The organism is Oleiphilus sp. HI0086, assembly GCF_001635225.1.
The window spans coordinates 22,240-41,725 of sequence record NZ_LWFZ01001093.1 but is presented as its reverse complement, the minus strand read 5'-3'; the positions used below and the strand labels follow the sequence as shown (position 1 = coordinate 41,725).

The 19,486-nt window shown below is 44.0% G+C and carries 14 protein-coding genes; 3 read left to right on the top strand and 11 right to left on the bottom strand.

Features of this window, described 5'->3' with window-relative positions:
* Nucleotides 1-919, top strand: a 919-nt coding sequence (gene flgL, locus A3756_RS19450) for a flagellar hook-associated protein FlgL (protein WP_068554376.1), incomplete at its 5' end; no start/stop codon positions are given.
* On the opposite strand, the gene A3756_RS19445 is transcribed toward flgL, so the two are convergent.
* Complete coding sequence (locus A3756_RS19445; protein WP_068554374.1) at nt 914-2,365, bottom strand: DUF3336 domain-containing protein; 1,452 nt, start codon at nt 2,363-2,365, stop codon at nt 914-916. The genes flgL and A3756_RS19445 overlap by 6 nt on opposite strands.
* Before the next feature lie 160 nt (nt 2,366-2,525).
* Between A3756_RS19445 and A3756_RS19440 the strand changes: the two genes are divergently transcribed.
* Nucleotides 2,526-3,011 (top strand): glutathione peroxidase, encoded by a 486-nt coding sequence (locus A3756_RS19440; protein ID WP_068511777.1) that lies wholly within the window; start codon nt 2,526-2,528, stop codon nt 3,009-3,011.
* Here the strand turns inward: A3756_RS19440 and A3756_RS19435 are convergent.
* The 7 genes from A3756_RS19435 to A3756_RS19405 form a co-directional block, all read right to left on the bottom strand.
* The gene (locus tag A3756_RS19435; RefSeq protein WP_068511780.1) at nt 3,008-3,370 is read right to left on the bottom strand and encodes a response regulator; all 363 of its coding nucleotides are present in this window, start codon (nt 3,368-3,370) and stop codon (nt 3,008-3,010) included. The two genes, A3756_RS19440 and A3756_RS19435, sit on opposite strands and share 4 nt — an antisense overlap.
* Nucleotides 3,371-3,489: 119 nt before the next feature.
* Complete coding sequence (locus A3756_RS19430) at nt 3,490-4,122, bottom strand: TetR/AcrR family transcriptional regulator (RefSeq protein ID WP_068554371.1); 633 nt, start codon at nt 4,120-4,122, stop codon at nt 3,490-3,492.
* Between the two features lies 1 nt (nt 4,123).
* The gene (locus A3756_RS19425) at nt 4,124-4,885 is read right to left on the bottom strand and encodes an SDR family oxidoreductase (protein ID WP_068511786.1); all 762 of its coding nucleotides are present in this window, start codon (nt 4,883-4,885) and stop codon (nt 4,124-4,126) included.
* A gap of 131 nt (nt 4,886-5,016) precedes the next feature.
* Nucleotides 5,017-5,574, bottom strand: coding sequence for a hypothetical protein (locus tag A3756_RS19420; protein WP_068511790.1), 558 nt, complete (start codon nt 5,572-5,574; stop codon nt 5,017-5,019).
* A gap of 131 nt (nt 5,575-5,705) precedes the next feature.
* Nucleotides 5,706-8,387 (bottom strand): hypothetical protein, encoded by a 2,682-nt coding sequence (locus tag A3756_RS19415; protein ID WP_068554369.1) that lies wholly within the window; start codon nt 8,385-8,387, stop codon nt 5,706-5,708.
* Between the two features lie 43 nt (nt 8,388-8,430).
* Nucleotides 8,431-9,276, bottom strand: a complete 846-nt coding sequence (locus tag A3756_RS19410; protein ID WP_068554368.1) for a molecular chaperone — start codon at nt 9,274-9,276, stop codon at nt 8,431-8,433.
* Nucleotides 9,277-9,424: 148 nt separating this feature from the next.
* Nucleotides 9,425-9,922 carry a DUF4402 domain-containing protein gene (locus A3756_RS19405; RefSeq protein WP_068554366.1) on the bottom strand — a complete coding sequence of 166 codons (498 nt, stop codon included), beginning with the start codon at nt 9,920-9,922 and terminating at the stop codon, nt 9,425-9,427.
* 668 nt (nt 9,923-10,590) lie between these two features.
* Here A3756_RS19405 and A3756_RS19400 point away from each other — a divergent pair.
* Nucleotides 10,591-11,067: a hypothetical protein gene (locus A3756_RS19400; protein WP_068554364.1), complete on the top strand. Its 477-nt coding sequence runs from the start codon at nt 10,591-10,593 to the stop codon at nt 11,065-11,067.
* A gap of 33 nt (nt 11,068-11,100) precedes the next feature.
* Here A3756_RS19400 and A3756_RS19395 read toward each other — a convergent pair whose 3' ends face one another.
* From A3756_RS19395 to A3756_RS19385, 3 genes are all read right to left on the bottom strand, one after another.
* Nucleotides 11,101-12,030 carry a class I SAM-dependent methyltransferase gene (locus A3756_RS19395; protein WP_068511800.1) on the bottom strand — a complete coding sequence of 310 codons (930 nt, stop codon included), beginning with the start codon at nt 12,028-12,030 and terminating at the stop codon, nt 11,101-11,103.
* A gap of 101 nt (nt 12,031-12,131) precedes the next feature.
* Entirely contained in the window at nt 12,132-15,809 is a 3,678-nt protein-coding gene (locus A3756_RS19390; RefSeq protein WP_068554362.1) for a methyl-accepting chemotaxis protein, read from the bottom strand.
* Nucleotides 15,810-16,046: 237 nt separating this feature from the next.
* Nucleotides 16,047-19,457, bottom strand: coding sequence for an Ig-like domain-containing protein (locus A3756_RS19385; protein WP_068511807.1), 3,411 nt, complete (start codon nt 19,455-19,457; stop codon nt 16,047-16,049).
* Nucleotides 19,458-19,486: the final 29 nt, after the last annotated feature.

Below are 19,486 nucleotides of genomic sequence, written 5' to 3'. Positions count from 1 at the left end.
TGTTCTAAACAAAAGTGATTTATCGGCGATTTCAACCGAGGTGAAGGAACGCTTGTCGCAACTTGCGGGTTTGATGAACTCACAAGATGCCAGCGGTGAATATTTATTTAGTGGCTTTCAGGGTGGTACGGAGCCCTTTCAGCAGAATGTTTCGGGTACTTACGTTTATCAAGGAGATGAGGGGAGACGTTTTGTTCAGGTCGAGCCAAATGTTACAATTGCTTCATCTGAAAATGGCAAACAAATATTTCAAGATATTGCTGTTGATAAAAATACCTTCTATACCGCTGCAAACCCTCATAACCAAGCTGTACCAGAAGCCAGAATCACGACGGGGCAAGTGATAGATCAAGAGCTTTATGACCAGTTTTATCCTGGTGATATGATAGTGACTTTCACCTCGCCTTCAGAGTTTAACGTGACTGACAAAGCGACGGGTAGATCTTATCTGGCCAATCAGGCTTATTCACAGAATGATCCGATTGTCGTCAATGGCGTTCAATTTGAGATAACCGGCACGCCTACTGCGGGTGATAGCTTCTTTATCGAATCAACTGAAAAGCAGGGCGTTCTGTCAACGATTGAGAAGTTTATCTATACCTTGGATAACTTTACTGCCACAGAAGAAGGTCGAGCGACTTTTGATGCGAACCTGGAAAGTGCCTTGATAAACCTGGATAGCGCTGAAACCTCTATTCTAGAAGCTCGAAGCCAGATTGGTGCACGTCTGAACACTGTTGAAACAACAGAGGAACAGCTTAAGGATGTGGAGCTTCTAACAGAGCAAACTCTGAGCGACCTAGAATCGGTTGACTATGCGGAAGCCGTCAGTTTGTTGTCCTTACAGCAGTTCACTTTGGAAGCTGCCTACTCCTCTTATTCTCAGGTGTCTTCACTTTCCTTATTTGATCGCTTATAAAGCGGTGGCTTTTAAGCTTTCTTCTTTGGCGCTCTGCTCCAGATGAGCGATGCAAGCCTGTAGGGTTCGGCTTACCTGAGTTTGGTCCCTAATCATGGCCAGTTTTGGCCAGGTGCAGCGTTCACCCATTTTCAAGATATAGTCTCTTTCTGAAGGGCTAGGGTTCTTCATGAACTTGGTATACCAGGAAGGCGGAAATTCAGGGTGGATATTGATGTCGCCCAAATAGTCCTGATCAAGCATCAAGGAAGCGTGATTTAGCCAAGAACTCCAAGCCTGAGAGTGAAACCGACGCTTCCCCAACTTAAGTAGAGCCTTTCCTTGAGAAAAGCTACTGCTGACCAATAGGTCGGCAAGGAAGGCTGCAAGACCATCATCCTGACGTTGAGAGACAAAAGGCACAATATGTGGGTTGGCCTGGCTGACTATAAAGTAGTTTGCATTGTGAAGCCGGCTCATTCTTTGCCTCGGAATATCGGTAGCAAAAGAGCCGTCATACCAGCGTTCACCTTTTAGATAGGCCTGCTTTTCCCCAAGGGCGTTCTTCTCATAGAGCTGGCAGGGAGGAAACAAACCAGGGACAGAGCATGATGCTTGTGCTGCGGATGCGACAAAAACACTTGGTGCAGTTTGGTAGTTCAGAATTCTTGGCTTTTGGCCTGTTCGGGCAGGTGAAATTGTAATGCTTACGTTTCGGCCGGTTTTTTTAAAGGCTTCTTCAAAAGTCATTAATCCGACGTTGTGTTCAACGCAGCTGCGCAGTTGCTCTGGGTCGAGTAATGATTGCTGTTGCCAAATACCTTTAAGCGGTAAACGCTTCAAAGGGCTGTAGTTACTTTCCTCGGGCTTACCTAGAAGAGTAAGTACTTCCTTATTTGTGTGAGTAGCCAGCATGCCCGCCGTGATTGCTCCCATACTGCTACCAGATATGATGGAGGGGAGGAGCTTGTGATTGATGAGTGTTGCGACCACGCCTATATGATAAATACCGAAGGTTCCACCGCCACTTAGCATTAAGGCAGGGCGACCAAAATTATGCTCGGCCTGTTTGAACTGGGCGAGCTTGTCTTTTGTCGAGATGCTATCGATCTCAGATTCGCAGAGTATCTTTAACGCTTTATCGATCAACTTTAAGTAATTGCTAACGAGGGTCTTGGTTCCTGTGTAGGCGGGTTGATAGAGCTTGGGTTTACTGAGTTCCGCGGTGGTTCGATACAGGCTTTCCTGAATATAGGGAATCAGCTTCAAATAATCTTTATTTTCTAGCAGTTCAGAAATTGTTTGATAATGTCCCTGCAGCACTTTGTATGGGTAGTGTTTAGACTCAGGTTTTTTTTGCCAGTCATAACTGCCGTTAAGCTTATCGGCTTTCGAGGCAGCGGTGAGCCATTGCTCATAAGTTTGTGCCTCGCTCATAGTTTGCTGCAATTTGCTTATATCTGACATTTTTGTGTTTACGCTTGTAAGCTAAAAAAATATATTTGCCTATCGCATAATCAATGTCAAACGCTTATTCCTGAGCATTGATGTAAATCAATAGGCTTTTAACGCTGATAATTTAGGGGTAGGATGCTTGTGAATAATTATCATTAATAGGGAGAGACTCGTGTCTGATATCTATCAGTTCAGTGCTAATAATATTAAAGGAGAGGAAGTTCCTCTTAAAGCGTATCAGGGGAAGTTGCTGATAATCGTCAATACGGCAAGTAAATGCGGATTTACGCCTCAGCTCAAGGGGCTTGAGGAGCTGTATTTGGAGTATAGCGAGAAAGGGCTAGAGATCTTAGGCTTTCCATGCAATCAGTTTCTAAAGCAAGACCCAGGAACAGATAGTGAGATTAGCGAGTTTTGTTCTTTGAACTATGGGGTTACGTTTCCAATGTTCTCCAAAATAGAAGTAAACGGCGATAATACTCATCCCTTGTATAAATACTTAAAATCAGAAGCGAAGGGCTTGATGGGCTCTGAAAAGATAAAATGGAATTTTACCAAGTTTTTGGTCGATCAACAGGGCAAGGTTGTTAAACGCTATGCGCCCAATACCGAGCCGAAAGACATGGTGAAAGATATCGATGCAGCGTTGGCGCCTTAGCCTAGTAGTTTCTTTATCGCAGGAAGCAGGCGGTCTTTGGTAATGGGTTTGATGATCCAGCCATTCGCGCCTGCTGCTCTGCCTGCAGCTTTTTTCTCTGCTTTATTCTCGGTGCTAACAATGAGTACAGGAACACCCTTGTAAGCGGGGAGTGCTCTAATAGCTGCAGTGAGTTGTATGCCATCGAGTTTTGGCATATATAAGTCGCTCAGTACCAGGTCAAATCGTTCTGCTTTGGCTGCATTTAATGCGGCTTCGCCATCGACCGCTAGCGTCAGTTCGTGTGGCTCGTCTTGAAGGATGACTTTAAACATGTTGCGCATTACTAATTGATCATCGGCGATCAGGATTTTGGCCATATGTTTCTTGTACCTATTCTTTAATGAATGAGAGTCTCTTACTTCACTTTAGTATAGCCAAATGTGCTGGAATATCTTGTCTCTTAGGTCTTACTCGTTAGATTTCTGATGCGTATCACTTAAGGGGCAATTTGTCGGGTGATGGTTTCTATATGTGCGAGCAAGGCGCTATAAAAATCTCGCTTAAAAACATCTAAAGGCGGAGACTCAATAACCTCGGCAATTGCACCGACAGGGTGAGTCATATGCCAAACGCCGATCAATGCTTGCTGAACTTGCATGAGTAGGGTGAGCGCTTGCGCTTGAGGCAAGTCTTGCTCTGCTTGTTGTGTTAGTAACTGGGAATACTGGTGCATTAAGTGGAGTAAGGTTTTTTTGAATTGTAATGCTTCTTCAACGGTAAGGTTCCGTTCTAAAATTGTGTGTAAAATTGCATTCAACTTACAATAGATAGGGTTAGCAATTAAGGTGTCAGCCATTAGCCTTGCTAGGGGGAGCTTGTTTGGCATTTTTTGGGCCGAGTGAATTAATTCTTCAAGGGTTTCTACAAACAACGCGAGGAACAAAGTCTCTTTATTTCTAAAGTAGCGATATAAAGCGGCCTTAGTAATACCTACATCTGCAGCAATCACATTCAGGTTAAGGTCTTCGTAGGCAAGATCAGAAAATCGTTTTCGTGTAGCATCGAGAATTTGCTGTTTTCTGAGAGCTTTTTGTTCCGGATTATTCGCGCGTTGTTTGATTAAACACATTTTAGGCTTGTAACCATCCTGCAAGTTTTCGTGTGACTGAACGTGGGGATAGTTTACCAGACCAAACACCAAAAATATTCTTCCAGCCAGTGATAACAATGGCGCGGTCTTTTTTCTTGAGCGATTTCCTGACAACAGCTTCTGCTGTCATGGCACCTGCTTTGAATAGTTTTGTGTTAGTCATATTAGCTTCTGATGCAAACTCAGATGCGGTTGCACCTGGGCAAAGTGTGCTGACGGCAATACCTTGGCCCTTAAGCTCTTCATATAGTGCTTCAGAGAAGGACAGCACAAAAGCCTTGGTCGCGTAGTATATAGCCATGTTAGGTCCCGCTTGAAAGGCAGCGGTTGAGGCAACGTTAATGATAAAGCTATTACTCTGTTGTGATAGCTTGGGGATGAGTCGGTGCGTTAGATCTACCAGGCTGGTGACGTTGAGCTGAATCATTTGTAACTGACGATCCAGTGACAGTTCAGTGAATGCACCGCGGTCTCCAAAGCCTGCATTGTTGATTAGGCCGTTTAGCGCCCAACCTTCGTTGATTATTTTGCTAGCTAGCGTTTCGGCACCGTTTGAGTCAGACAAATCAGCAGCGATGATTTGTGTCGAGATTTTATATTGGCTTTCCAGCTTACTGGCTAGCGCTTGAAGGCGCTCTTCTCTGCGGGCGGTCAGAATCAGGTTGTGACCTTGAGCGGCTAATTGTTCTGCGAATACTTCGCCAATTCCGGCGCTTGCACCGGTTATCAAGATGTAGTTCATTGTGTGTTCCTTTATTATTTGAAGTTAAGTTACTCTGGGTTACTTAATATAGAAGAATGAGTTCTTGATATAAATAACCTAGGGTAACTTAATTGGCATGCGAAATTAATAGGGCGCTAGGGCTTGTAAATCTAGGGGTAAAGTACTTCTACACCGTATTGAAGGACTGCTTGGGTATTAAGTGCTGAGTTACTTGTATTATGTTGATAAATGGTTCCACCAATATTTACGCTGTGAGAACTGGTGCTTAGCTGAAAGTTTTCAGTTTGATCATAACCATTATATAGCGTCGGTTCGAAGCTTAGAGAAGCCGCGCTTTCGCTATTTGTGACTGATTCACTTAGTTTTACCGAGATGGCTTGTGCGGCACGCCCGCTAATATCTAGCTGAGGTGTATCGACGGATGGCTCAAGGCAAGCGTTACCTTGTAGAGACCCGCTTTTAGGGTCGATGGTGCATTGGCTGTTATCGAGCTTTTTAACTGGCATCGACAAGGTTTGTTGAGTGCTGCCGATAGCGCTGACCGATGCTGGGTCGACTAGGGTCAACTTCACTTTTGCCTTAAAAGATTCAGCTTGTGCGCTTACTGAAAACGTAAAGCATGAAAGCAGTACTAATGCTAAGGGAGCTTTTCTCAAGCCGGTCTGCCTCCACTTTTTATCGCTGATTAAGTCCTGAATACCACTCAAGTATAGTAGCTAGTGCTAAGGCAGCAATGCTTAAAATGTGAAAAAGTGAAAAATATTTATTTCTTGCGCAAATGAAAAAGCTGGGCTATGTGATCGTGGCTTGTGTGGTTAACATGTTGAAAAGTAATAGTTTATTTTTTTTGTTTGAGATGTGTGGGAGGAAGGTAAATGATACCTTCATCGCCTGAAGCCTTGAGTTCTATAGTTGGTGTTACGCTGAGGTTTTTACTTTGAAGGTAGTCAGGATCTATTTTAAGTAAGTAGCTACCTGGTAGGACGTTTTCGAATATGTAAACACCATCGTACTCGGTTCGGGTTTGCTGTATCAGTGAGTCATCGAGTGTAAAAAGAGAGACAGGAATACCTGCTTTCGGTATAAGTTTACCATTGTTTTCAAGCAGCACTTCTCCTTCGAGTTCCATCGCAGTTTGGAAGCCGATACTGATCTCGTTGAGTTTTCCCGAGTGAGAGTAGAGTGAGAAGTGCTCTTTCTGTGGTTTCAGGAACGGGTCTTCAATTTTTCGGGAATTGATACTGATCGTTTGCATTTGAAGATCAGGAACCCCCCATAAAGAGACATAACCTTCTTCGTTTGTGGCGCTGTTTCTCCAGCTGTTCTTTCCTTTAAAATGTATATTTGGAAGAGAGCTGTCCTGTTCATCAAACCTACCGTTATTGTTGTGATCCAAATATGTGTGTGCGAGCACGCTGGCACTAGAGGCCACACTTTCAGAACTAAGGTAGAGGCTATTATGAGGTTTGTCGTAGGCAAGGGCAGAGCTAATGCTTAAGCCAATACTTTGATGGTCTTGTGTATCAAATCCGGCAGAAAGAGAAAACGAGTATTTGTCCAGACGCCAGCTGATCATATTGTCGAAGCTGTATGTGTCTTCTTCCGATAGAATGTAGCCTAACGAGGCTTGATAACTTACCCGTTTACTTGCTTGATAGTTGGCACTCGATTGGATGGAGTCCAGAACACCTTTCGGTAATATTTTATAGTTAGCTTCGGTCTTGAGTCTCCAGCTATGCCAGCGCCTGGTTGCGCTTAACGTGGTGATAAGAGAGTCTTCCACGTCATCTATATTATTGTGTGAGTAATTGATTAGATTGGCAATTTGGGTCTGACCAATGCGTGTGCTTAAGCGTTTAGAAAGTTGCCATTGTTCCTGTGCATTAGCATATTGAGCATGTTGAAGCTCCAGGTCGTAGGATATATCTTGTGACCAGATATCTGCCCAAAGACCATTGATTCGTAGTTTGCTATCCAGCTCCAGTTTCCCATCCGGGTTCTTATCACTAATGAAGTCTGTATATTTTTCTAAATCAAAGTTGATATTGGTATTAAGCAAGCGGGTCTTGTATGCAAGTGACCATGCGTGGCCGCTTTGCTGGTCAGAGACATATTTCAATTGTCCAAAACCTCCACCAAGCGAAGCGAAAAAGCCCAAGCTTGTATAGAGATGTTCTATCTCGTTGTCTATGGGGGTAAAGCGGCTGAGGGCACCTTGAATGGTGAGATAGTCGTTAAGCCCTGCGTTAAATTCAGACATAAAAAAAGATGAGGACTCGTCAAGCTCCTCTTCCTCAAGGCTAAGCAGGCGCTGGTTTCTATTTAGAGCATAGAGTTGAAAGTCCCACAAACCTTTGGCCAGCATTTGACCTCCGACCGTGATTTTTTTCTGTTCGCTTCGATATTGTCCCTGGGGCCCATAGATACGAATATCAAAGATGTTCTCTCCTAAATATGTAGAAATTTTGTCAAAGCGATATTGGCCATTGCTAGATGTGCTTGTGAAGTCAATTAAAGCGCCATTTCGATAAAGCTCAACTTCCCAGCCCGGCGGTGCATCGCCTTCTAGAAGTAGGTCACTGCTTTGTTCTTGGAGTGCATTGCTGCCGCGCTTTAAGTGGACACCGCTGCCACTAACGGAGCCGGAAAGCAAAGCACTGGAATGACTGTTTACGTCACCAAACTTATATTGATCGATACCCAGAAATAATCGTTGCTCTGGCCCGCTTGCCGCTTTGCTAAAGGTAAGTCTAAGGTCTTGAGCCCCATCTTGGTTAACATAACTGGTTTGTAGAGAGTGTTTCAGAATATCCATGACACCCTGAACAGTAGCCGAACTGTATTGGCTGATATCTGCCTCATACCTGCCCGTCAGATCGTTATATTTCTCAAAGCGCTCTGCACTGTGTGAAAACTCAATATCAAACGAAGGGGAACCAAGCCAGTCGTATTCATTGGGAAGGTAGTCGTGAGCCGTTTGAGCTTTAGCTTGTGGCTTTAGCTTGGCTCTTTTCTGGGCTCGCAGCTTTTGTGTCACGATTGGTAGTGGACTTGAGGACGATAGTTTAAGTTCAAGTTGCGAGACATCCAGCAGTAAGCTGAGGTCGAACCATCGCTCGATGCTTTTTAAATTAATATATAAATCAAAACCATCAAGTGCATACTGAAAATCTTTTGGCCAGGTTTGGCGTTCGCCTTTGAGAAAAACACTTTTCTGATTGATGTCGAGAGAAAAGTTTCGGTCTTCTGAAATAAACCAGCCATCAAGCGACAGCGAATCCAAATTTAGCGTTAGAGGAAAATCCAGAGAATCTATCAACCCTTGTACGGGAATAAATGTATTCTCGGGTGTTTGATAGACGAAAAGAGATTCTTCGAGTAATAGCTGATCGTAACTTAATTGAACGATCAGTATATTATCCTCTGCCAACTCAACAGGTTCTGGAGGGAGCTCTGCAAAAGCATGCTCCCATACAGCTAAGTAAACGAGAAAAATCGAGAGGCCGGCATAGCGTGGCATATTAGGTAAAATCCATCTTACGTTATAAGAGTCTGCCAGGTGTCTAGAATGTTATTGTTTGCTCGATGACATTGCTGCCACCAAACTTTTCGTCCTCAGTAAAGCGTAGAAGATATTCTTTTCCAGTTAATGATGCCGCTTGGCTCAAGCGGACTTTGACTAGTCGTTTTAAAGTTGGAGTATATAAAGCGATACCTCGAATAAAGCCTATGCGGGAGCCAAGTTGCTCACCGTTCTTCTCATATAGTTCCACGTTCCCATAGAGAGAAAAATTTCCTTGGCGATGTAGCGAGAAGTGGAGCTCTTCTACTTGCTCGTTTTGCACGATTGGCTGAATGTCAGAGATGCTTGCAGTGGTCGTAGAAGCGCCTTTTCTGACGATTACGGGGATTGCTAGTTTTAATACTGGCTGAACGGCAAGGTTTAGTTGGATATCTTCATCGTTCTTTGGGGTAGCCGGAGAGTTCGCGTCAGCTTTTTGCGGGATCTGTTTAAGAACCAGGTGAGATAGATATTCCCCTTCTGCCAAACCTTTAGGGCGTCGAGCAGCGATACGAATTGTTTGAGATCCACCGGCAGGAATATCAACTCGGCGAGGGGAGTAACGAATCATATCGCCTGCATAGGGCCCACCTTGTTCCGGGTTTTCTATGTCAACGATACTACCGTCTTCTTTCATATACTTATGCTCAAAGTATATTTGGTATCGTCCTGCTTTATCATCAGTGTTTAGCAAGTCCAGGCTTGCACTTCTTTCTCGGTCTTGTAACACGATGCGCTGAGGGTTCAGCACTAGCCCGGCAGAGACTTGAAATGAGATGAGTAAGGTGAATAGAGTTAATAAGGTGTTCTTGAAAAGCCAAAGGCTAGGTTTGTTTCTCTGTTTCATGTTGGTTCGTATAACGTTTTCGGTCAGTGTTTATTAGATGGTTTATTTTGCTGGCGCAATAATGAAGCAATCGGGCAAACAGTTAAATACCGAAAAGCAAAAAAGGCGCTAAATGCGCCTTTTTTAAACATATAACACTTAATTGTGCTTACTGGTAAGTAACTTCTACTTGATACTCTACAGAGTTAACACCGTTTGACAAAGCCAGAGCACCGTTAGCAACGGTTAGTGTTCCACCTAGAGATAATGCATGGTTAGTTTGTAGAGTTACGCCCGTAAGAGTTGTTGCACCTTCACCGTTATCGAGCATTGCTGGTGCAAAGGACAGTTCAGATGCGCCTGAAGTACCTGCAGTTAAAGCAATATCGACTTGTTGACCGTCGGTTCCAGCCACATTAATCGCGGCCAATGTACCGTTACCAGAGCCGAAGCATGCAGCGCCTGAACGTGCACCGCCTGTAGTGATAGTACAAGTATCTGAGTCGCTAGCTAGAACGTCACCTAGATCCATTTGAGTCGCTTCAGTTAATGAAATTGGCTGAACCAGGTTTAGTGAAGCGTTGAATGTATCTGCAGTAGCGGTACCTGCGATAAGACCAGAGATCATTGTTGCTGCAATTGCTGATTTTTTAAATAATGTTTTCATGGATAGTATTCCCAGTTTTAAAATTGATTCATTTATAAGGCTGCTTCGTTTCGTTGTCTGTTAGCATTGAACAAAGTCAGCATTTGGCGATATTCGCCGTTTGTTAAATATTAAAGTAGCTGGATTTGTGCTTTTGGCGCCAGCCTTACATCCCTTCTATAACGAGAGAGTTAACTCGCTATATGATGTACTGCGTTTTACATTGTTTTGCATTTCAAACGCTTATGATTTCACTGTAGCTAAGTTTTTTAGTTTGCCAGCTTGAATTTCAGCCCTTTTTGTATCGCTTTGTGACAATAGGTTTTGGGAATGTATCTATACGTCTCAATTGTTGTTCTGGTGTTTCTTATAGCAAACTCTTATAAGTGCTTGTGTAACGAAATTCGAAATTTAGGGGGAATTCATACTTAAGAGACTTCTTATAAAAGGTTTTTTAAGTTATTAAAAAATAGGAATAATCGTAATTTTAATTGTGTAGAAATATTTCTGTTTGTAATGAAATATTTCTGTATACTTTGCGCACCGTAAGTATTATGTGATGTGATTGCGGGTTATGGGTGTTCGATTCGTTCTCTGGGTACATTGAAAACTCAGGTTGGTAGAATTGAGAGCGGACTATAAAGGATTAACGTTCTGCTGGTGATATGCCGGTACACATACAGAAAGATATGAAGATAAATAAAACAATACCTGTAGTGGGTGCCCTTATACTTTTGTGCAGTGCCTTATCGTTTAGGGTTCAAGCACAGGTCATAATTGAAGAACTGCAGCAGGCAGAATTACCTTTAGCTTTAATACCTGATGCACGTAAGAAAATAGTCTTAAAGCCAAACGGAAACTTAGCTGCTGCGACCAATGCTGATATTGTCGGCGGTCATGCGGTATCGGGTCACTATAGAATCTCTAGCGATACTGAGCAGTCAATTACGATTGATGTGATGAGTACTGAGGACGATCCTAAGATTGTGCTAAAGAACTTTAAGCTGAAGTATCAGGGCGTCACGTATAAAAAACCTCCCGTTACAGGTTTGCCTTCTCCTGGCAGTGGCGAAGACTTATTTATTGGCTTTACCGTGATATTGAAATCCGGGGCCGGTGAAGGAGAGCGCTTCCTTTCTTACACCATCGATGTAATAGAAGAATAGCTGACTCAGTTTAGGTGATTTGCCCTCTCTATATTATAAGCTCACTGCAATGAGTTTTAAGCCTTTGCTAGGGTCGTTTTCTTTGATCTCTGCACAGCTATCTATGATGGTCATTTCTTTGGTTTCTGGGAAACAGTCGCCCAGTTCATCTTTAAACTGCTGATGTGTAACATGCGGATTGTTGAGACTGACAAGTAAAGTGCCATTCTCGTTCAGGCAATCCTTGCACCAGCCAAGTAGTCGCTTGTAGTCCTGCCAGCCTCGAAAGGCCTTTTTTTGGTAGGGCGGGGGATCGGTAATAATCAAGTCAAAGGGGCCGTAAGAAGAAAATTGTTTGCGTGACTTCAATATATCCCGTTTTACAAAATTCGCTTTACCCTGACTGATTCCGTTGAGATTATGATTACGCTGAGCTGTTCGGAGTGCGCCAGCAGACATATCCATATTAATAACTTTCTTGGCGCCACCTTCTAGGGCAAACAAGGAAAATATGCTGGTATAAGAGAACAGGTTCAACACAGACTTGTCCTGTGCATTTTCTTCAACCCATTGCCAACCTGCACGCATATCCAGGAACACGCCGGTGTTTCGGTTTTTTCCTAGGCTCACATGGCTTTTAAGCTTGTCGCTCAGTTTAGCGGTATGCTCAATCGGGAGTTCACACTCGCTTCGTTGGTAGAGAATAGATGTTTCTAACTCAGGCCAACTGCGTGTTTGTATGATGATCGCTGAAATATACAGATTGTTGTCAAATACTTTTTTGAGACTTGCGGCGATATCATCACTAAGACTTTCTGAAAAGTTTTGCACAAATAAATAGGGCGGGTACCACTCAATATTCAGACTGCTTAGCGCTTCAAAGTATTTACCTCTGCCATGGAAAACGCGAGCCGCTCTATCTTGGTAGCGAGATAGATTGCTAAGTAGTTCTTGTTGAAGAATATCGTTCGTTTGTGCTGACATATAGTGGTTCGTTTTTATCTAGGTTTGAGACTTTGGTGCAAAAAAAGGGGAGTCAAATGACTCCCCTTTCGGTTTAGGCTGCGAATTATGCCACAGACAGACTAGGTTCTGAAGAAACGAACCAATTGTTGCATCTTACTCGCCTGGTCACTCATAGACCTTGACGCAGCGGCAGTTTCTTCAACCAATGCTGCGTTTTGTTGTGTCATCTCATCCATTTGCGAAATGGCCTGGTTGATCTGTCCAATTCCGTTAGATTGTTCTTTGGCAGCAACATTGACGCTTTCTATACGGCGTGCAACTTGCTCTACGGAGTGGACGATGCCATTTAAGGTTTCACCTGTCTGATTGACTAACATTGAGCCTGACTCGACTTTATTGACACTGTCGCGAATAAGGTCTTTGATCTCTTTCGCGGCACTGGCGGAGCGTTGGGACAAGGTTCGAACTTCACCTGCCACCACTGCAAAACCACGTCCGTGTTCACCTGCCCTTGCGGCTTCCACAGCTGCGTTAAGTGCCAATAAGTTAGTTTGGAAAGCTATCTCATCAATGACGCCGATAATGTCATTAATCTTGTTGCTGGATTCAGAAATTTCTTTCATCGCCTCAACCGCCTGATTAACAACTTGTCCGCCTGACTCGGCTTTCACACGAGCATCGTTAGCTTCGTAGTTTGCATCGTCTGAGTTCTTCTCGCTTTCTTTCACCGTACTGGTAATTTCTTCCATGCTGGCAGCGGTTTCTTCCAGAGAGCTGGCCTGGCTTTCTGTTCGGTTGCTTAGGTCGACGCTGCCTTGTGAGATCTCATTAGCGGACTCATTTACAGAGCTTGATATGCCCATGATTTCACTTAGAACAGAACTCAATTTGCTAAGCGTGGCATTAGCATTGTTAGCGATATTCTCAAAATCACCCTGGTAATTAGTAGAGAGTGCCTGACTCAAATTACCTTGAGCCATTTCTTCAAAGAGCTTGCTCATATCAGAAATGAAGGTGTCGGTATTATCGAGTACGTCATTTAGTCCTGTACTCAATTGCTTGAAGAAGCCTTCCTTACCGGCTATAGCGATTCGCTGAGACAAGTCACCAGCTCTTGCAGCGTTTACGATGTTATCAACTTCTTGCTGAATCATGACCTCATTGGTACGGTCGAACCATTCAACGACTGTTCCGATGCGCTCTTTAGCTTCATTCGCAACGGCATTAACGCGCAACTCCATGTGGCGGCCACCGACTTCGATATGAGCCTGGTGTTCGCCGCTCAAGTTATCAAGCACATTGATTTGATGGTTCGGGTTCTTATGGAATTGGTCAATACTCTGGCCCAATAAGTTATCGGTATCGAAGTTGGGTAGGGCTGATTTAATTGCCGCTTCTGCATTTTTGAGTGTTTTGATGACCGCAGGGTTCATATAGACAATGGTACGATCATAATCGGCGACCATCACATTGGCGCTGACATTCTCCAATGCTTCTTTTAAGCGAGCATTCTCGTTTGCTACGCGTAACTCATTCTCACGTTTTATCAATGCTTCAGTGTTATCCTTCCATTCAACAACTGTACCGACACGGTCACCGGACTCGGTCTTAACCGGGTTGACTGATAGCTCCATATGGCGTCGACCAACTTGAATATTGGCTTTGTGTTGAGCGCTTAGATTCTCTAGTAGCTCTTTCTGATGGCTTGGGTTTTTATGGAAGATATCAATTGATTGCCCAAGTAAATTGTTGGCATCAAACTGTGGAAGTACTTGTTGAATATCTTCTTCCGCGATTTTAAGTGTTTCAAGTACGGCATCATTCATATAGACGATGTTTCGCTCGGCGTCTGCAACCATTACGTTAGCACTTACGTTATCAAGAGCTTGTTTCAGGCGTACATTTTCAGCAGCCTCTTGTCTTTCCTGCGCTTGCTTGGCGAGCATCTCTGTTTCGTCTACCCATTCAACAACAGTACCTAAACGGTTGCCGTTCTCGCTTTCAACAGGGTTGGCAACAATTCTGAAGCTGCGGCCACCGACTTTGGCAGTACTTTCATAGCTTTGCGTTAAGCTGGCTAGTAACTGTCTTTGATGAGCCGGATTCTTGTGGAAAACATCAATATTTACACCCATCAAGTTATCGGCAGAGAACTTAGGTAAGTCTTTGCGAAGGTCTGACTCAGCATCCTTAAACATTTTTTCGACCGCATTATTGAGGTAGATGATGTTAAGGTCATTATCTGCCATCATCAGGTTGGTATTGGCAACTTTCAGGGCGCTAGTCACACGGCTGGTTTCTTCTGCTCGGCGCTCGAATTCGCCAATCAATTCTGTTTGCATGCGATCTAGAGCGCTCATTAGGTCGCTGATTTCATCTTGCTGAGAGCTTTGTTCGATATGAACTCTTTCGCCTTTGGCAACGGCATTGGAAACTTCGACAGCGGTATTGAGGCGAGTAGAAAGAGATTTGGAAAATGCCCAAGCGATATAAGCAACGATAGACAGAATAATGGCAGCAATAATGAATACCGATATGGCAAAGGAGCGAATCATATCCCCTGCAAAAGCATGCGCTTCAGCGTAGTCGACTTCTGATAGCAGTGCGAATCGGCTACCTTCAAACTCTAGAGGACCATAAGCAGAGAGAACTTCTTCGCCTCGGTAGTCTGGAAAGATATCAAAGCCACTTTCGCCCCGTAAGGCTTTCTCTACACCGGGAGTACGGATTTCTTGGAAGCCAATGTTGGTGTTTTTAAGATCAATTTGCTTAAGCGTCTTCTCGTTTACGCCACTCTCTTTAAGCGCGCTTAAGAAGTTCTCTTTGTCTTCAACCAAGAAGCGGCTCTTGCTCTGAGCTTTGAATTCTTGAGAAACCAGGTAAGTTTCGCCTGAATAGCCCATACCAGACTTTTCCCATTGTTCGTTATGGGTCATGATTCGGTTCAGCTCATCGATAGGCATTTGAAAAGCCAAAACGGCGATTTTCTCACCTTGTTTATTTACCACAGGGCTTGCCATAAAGGAGGCAGGAGCTTCATAAGATGGCGTATAAGACTGAAAAGAAGTAAAGGCAATGTGGTCAGGGTCACTTGCGTTGGCAGCTTCTTTATAGACTTTAGCTAAGTCACTATTTTTATAAGGCCCGGTAAGTAAAGAGGTGGCGTAATCGAGCTCTTTGAAAACGGAGTAAATAATCTCGCCTGAGTCAATATCGATCAAAAAGATGTCGTAATATTGGAATTCGTTAAGGTGCTTTCTAAACTCCGGGTGATACTCTTTGTGTACCTCATTGTAATCGGAGCTAAAGTCGAGTGAGTCTAAGGCATCTTTTTGACCTAAGGGGTTAGCGTTGTCTGCAATGAAGTGATATTGCATTAAACGGGCTTTATCGCTAATGCTGTTAAGTAAATTGCCGGGAGATAATGAAGAGCCTGGATTGCTCTCGGCATAGGTGGCACCAAATTGCCCGGTGTAATAATCTTCTAACTTGTCAGATATTTCGTTGCTACTGACGGTTTTAGGAAAATCATCATAGCTAGCGATGAAGCCTTCAGCTGAGTCGACGACACTATGGCTTGCAGAGAAAGCTTTAAGCTCATGTTTGATAGTCTGTAGGTAGCTGTGAATAAAGTCCTTCTGGGATTCTCGCTGTGTGATGAGCGCTTTCCGTGCTTCGTTTTCAATAACGCTTTCGGCAATATTAAATCCAACACCTGCTGTAATCAGAGCGGTTAATAGTACCGAAACAACGGACACTGAAAGTGATCCGAGGAGAACTTTTCGAGAGATGGACATGGTTGTTTCCTATTATTGCTATTTTAGTTCGTCGTTACTGACATTTTTAGTGTGGTGAAGACGCAACTACTTGTCAGCCGCAATCTATTTCAGCATAGGCCATTTAAGAAAAAGTGCTTAATATTTAGGAGGGGAAGTTCGGCACTGTATTGGTGCGAAAACTGCGCTGGATTAGTTGCTGGGCGAGAAACGAACCAGACTCGTGGTGAGTGGTTCGTTTCTTGTCGGGAGGGGCGTTTACTGGAAGCTGAATACAGAACCGCTTATAAAATCTGTATTTGTTGTGTCGTCACTTAATGCATAAAGGATATAAAAAATGCTGCCGCTGACGTCTTCAGATAGGGCGTAGCCAAATGCGTTTGTTTCTCCTCCCGATAAAACTTGATCTCCTGTTAGAAGGGATGTGTCAAAAGGTGATTCAGGTAAATGTATTTGAGGGTCTGGATTGCCAGTCATAACAGCAATTAATGGTAGATCGAAGTCGCGATTTGATAGGTTTCGGACAAGTGTTAGTAAAGTGCTGCCAGATTTTAAGACCTCGTTTTCTGCATCATATAATACTTCTGCTTCTGCGTAGCTTACGATGACATTTCTGAAATCATTTGTACTGTATATTGCTGACGAACTATGAATTTGATTGCTCGAAGCCTCAATTGATATCAGACCAATATTCTCAGAGCTTAGGGTAATTTGAGCGACGCCATTACTGGTATAAGCCGTTTCGATATGTGTGGTGCCATTATCAGTGATACTAAAACTCACTTCAGTGTTATCTGGAATTGCTCCGCTAGCCGAGTTAGGGCTTAAAGTCGCGGACACAATAGAGCTATCAATACCGTTGTTTAGAATAACGTTTGGAGTCAGTGACAGTGATATCGCTTTAGTAGCGTTAGGGTCTTCCGAGATTGTGAGGCTCAGAGTGTTAGAGCTTATAAGTTCTCCTGAGCTGTTTAGTAACTGGGCAGATATATCGCTGGTGCCGGCTGACAGAGCTTTTAGCAAACCGCTTTGATTAGAAAAGTAGTCATTCGATGCCGTCTCGATAGATACAACATCATTGTCACTGATTATCCAGCTTACTTCTTGGGTGAGATCTTTGCTGCTGTTATCGGAGTAGTCTGCAATGGCACTCAGTTGCAGTTCATCGTTAACGTTTATCGCGCTAGCAGGGCTGGTAATAGCAATAGAACTTAGTATTGCGTCCGTCACTGTGAAGGTTGCGCTGGACGATAGGCCTTCAAAGCTGGCGCTGACACGTGTACTACCGGGGGCAACGGTACGAATTAGTCCTGGGCTATCTACATTATTGTCGACAGTAATAAGTTGATTGTCTTCGCTTTGCCAGGTGACGAGGTGGGTGATGTCTTTAGTCGATGCATCGGTATATAAGCCACTTGCTTTGACTTGTTCTGTAAACCCAGCCGGAATACTTGTGTTATCGCTCGTCAGTGATATTGATTGAAGTGTCGCACTTGTTACTGTCACTAAACTAATACCACTGATTCCTTCTAGTTCGGCAGAGATCAGGGCTTCGCCTTCTGCATTAGCGCTGATAACCGGAGCGCTAGGGCTTTCTACGCTTGCAACAGTACTAGAGCTTGTGTTCCAGTTGGCCTCTTTACTGATATCAATTTGTTCTCCATCAGAATAGGAGCCTAAAGCAATGGCTTGTATTTGAAGCCCGTTAGCTAGGCTGATATTTCCTGGCTGAACTTCAATTGCGGTTAATACGGCGTCTTGAATGCTTAGACTAGTCGATATACTAATATCATCCAGGGTGGCGGAAATGTTTACGAATCCCAGTTCTAGTCCATTGACTAAACCTTCAGATAGCGCAGCGTTTGAAATAGAGCCTATTGCCGAGTCGCTCGATGTCCAGGTTACCTGTTCGGTGATGTCCTGAACTGAGCCGTCACTGTATGTTCCTTGAGCACTGAAACTTTGGCTTAGCCCCTTTGGTAGGGAGCTGTTAATAGGAAGAATACTTATATTGCTTAGTACTGCATTGCTTACCGTAACCGTACTGGCAGCATTATGGCCATCTAGCTCAGCACTCAGGCTTGAGCTGCCGATATCCAGTCCGCTAACAAGTGATGAGCCCGCTTCAATTGAGATTATTTCAGGAGAGTCAGCGCTCCAATTGACTTGGCTAGTAACATCTTGGTGGCTTTGATCAGTAAAAATGGCGGTGACGTTTACCTCGCTTTGAGTTCCTTTCGCTAGTGTGATCAATGGCGGGGTCAAAACCAGACTGTCGATTTGAGCCGGGCTGATAACAATGTTTTTTAACCCAGTTGTAGAGCCTTTAATAGCGCTGACTTGCACCTCCCCACTTTGAATGGCGGTAATAAGCTCATTATCGATACTGGCAAGGCTGATATCGCTAGTTTGCCATGTTACTTCAGCGGTAATGTTTTGGGTGCTGCCATCGGAATAGGTGCCAGTCGCTGATAAAGCAGTAGTGAGTCCGGCAATTAGAGTGTCGGGTAAATCAATTGAAATAGAATGCAATGTAGCAGGAGAAACCGTTAGCTCCAGACTTGTGTTGATGTCGCCAATACTTGCTGTGACATTGGTATTGCCAGCGCTGACAGCGACTACCAAGCCATTTTCATCGACTGTGGCGATGTTGTTATTGCTCGATTGCCAAGAAGTCTCAGGACTAAGGTCGCTTGTGGTGTTGTTCGTATAAATTCCGGTTGCCGTGAGAGTGTGAGATGAAGCAATTGCCAGTGTCAACGCGGCGGGTGTTATGCTAAGTGAACTCAATGTGTATGCAGTAGACGTACTTGAAGCGTGCTCACCCTCATAACTGGCTGTAATGGTTGCGTCACCAGGTGCTAGTGCGGTAAGTAAGCCTTCGTTGGAGATATGCAAAATGCTCGGATCAGAGGAACTCCAGTTAGCGGCTGAGGTGATAATACTTGTTGTACTATTTGAGTAGTGCGCGTTTGCTACCAGCTGCTGGATGCTGCCGACTTCGATGTCGGAAGGCAAGGTGGTAATGCTAACACTATAAAGAACGACAACCTCCACGTCTTGTTGATCTAGCAAATCATTGTGTTCGATAGAGATCGTTGCACTGCCAGCGGTGTTTACCGATAACAGGCCTGTGGCACTTATGCTGATAGCAGTGTTATTACTAGAGGCCCAGATAACATCGTTACTGATGTCTTCGCTTGATGAATCGGTGTAGGTTCCGTTAGCACTTAATTGCACACTGTCGCCGACCTCAAGATCGTCGGGAATGATGCTCATCGCAATGCTGCTTAAAGCAATTACGTTTATGCTGAAACTGGCTGATTCTCCAGAAAAAGCCGCTGTAATCGTAGTACTACCAGCATTGATTGCCGTAATCAGGCCACTGTCTGACACTGTCAGGATATTCGTGTCACTAGAGCTCCAGCCAGCGTCGCTACTTAAGTCAAAACTTGAGTCGTCGGTGTATAAACCGGTCACACTGGCTTGAAAGGTTTCGCCAGATATCATTGTTGTTGGTGGTGTTGATAATGAGAGACTCTGAAGTGAAGGCGTATTATTGGTCTGTTTTCCTGAGCTGCTACCGCCGCTGCAAGCGCTAAGTAATAGTGATATTAAAAAATATGTCAGTACTTTAGATGCGCTATTTATTGAAAAAACGTTGAACATTGAATAGTGATCCTCTTAATATGCGCGCA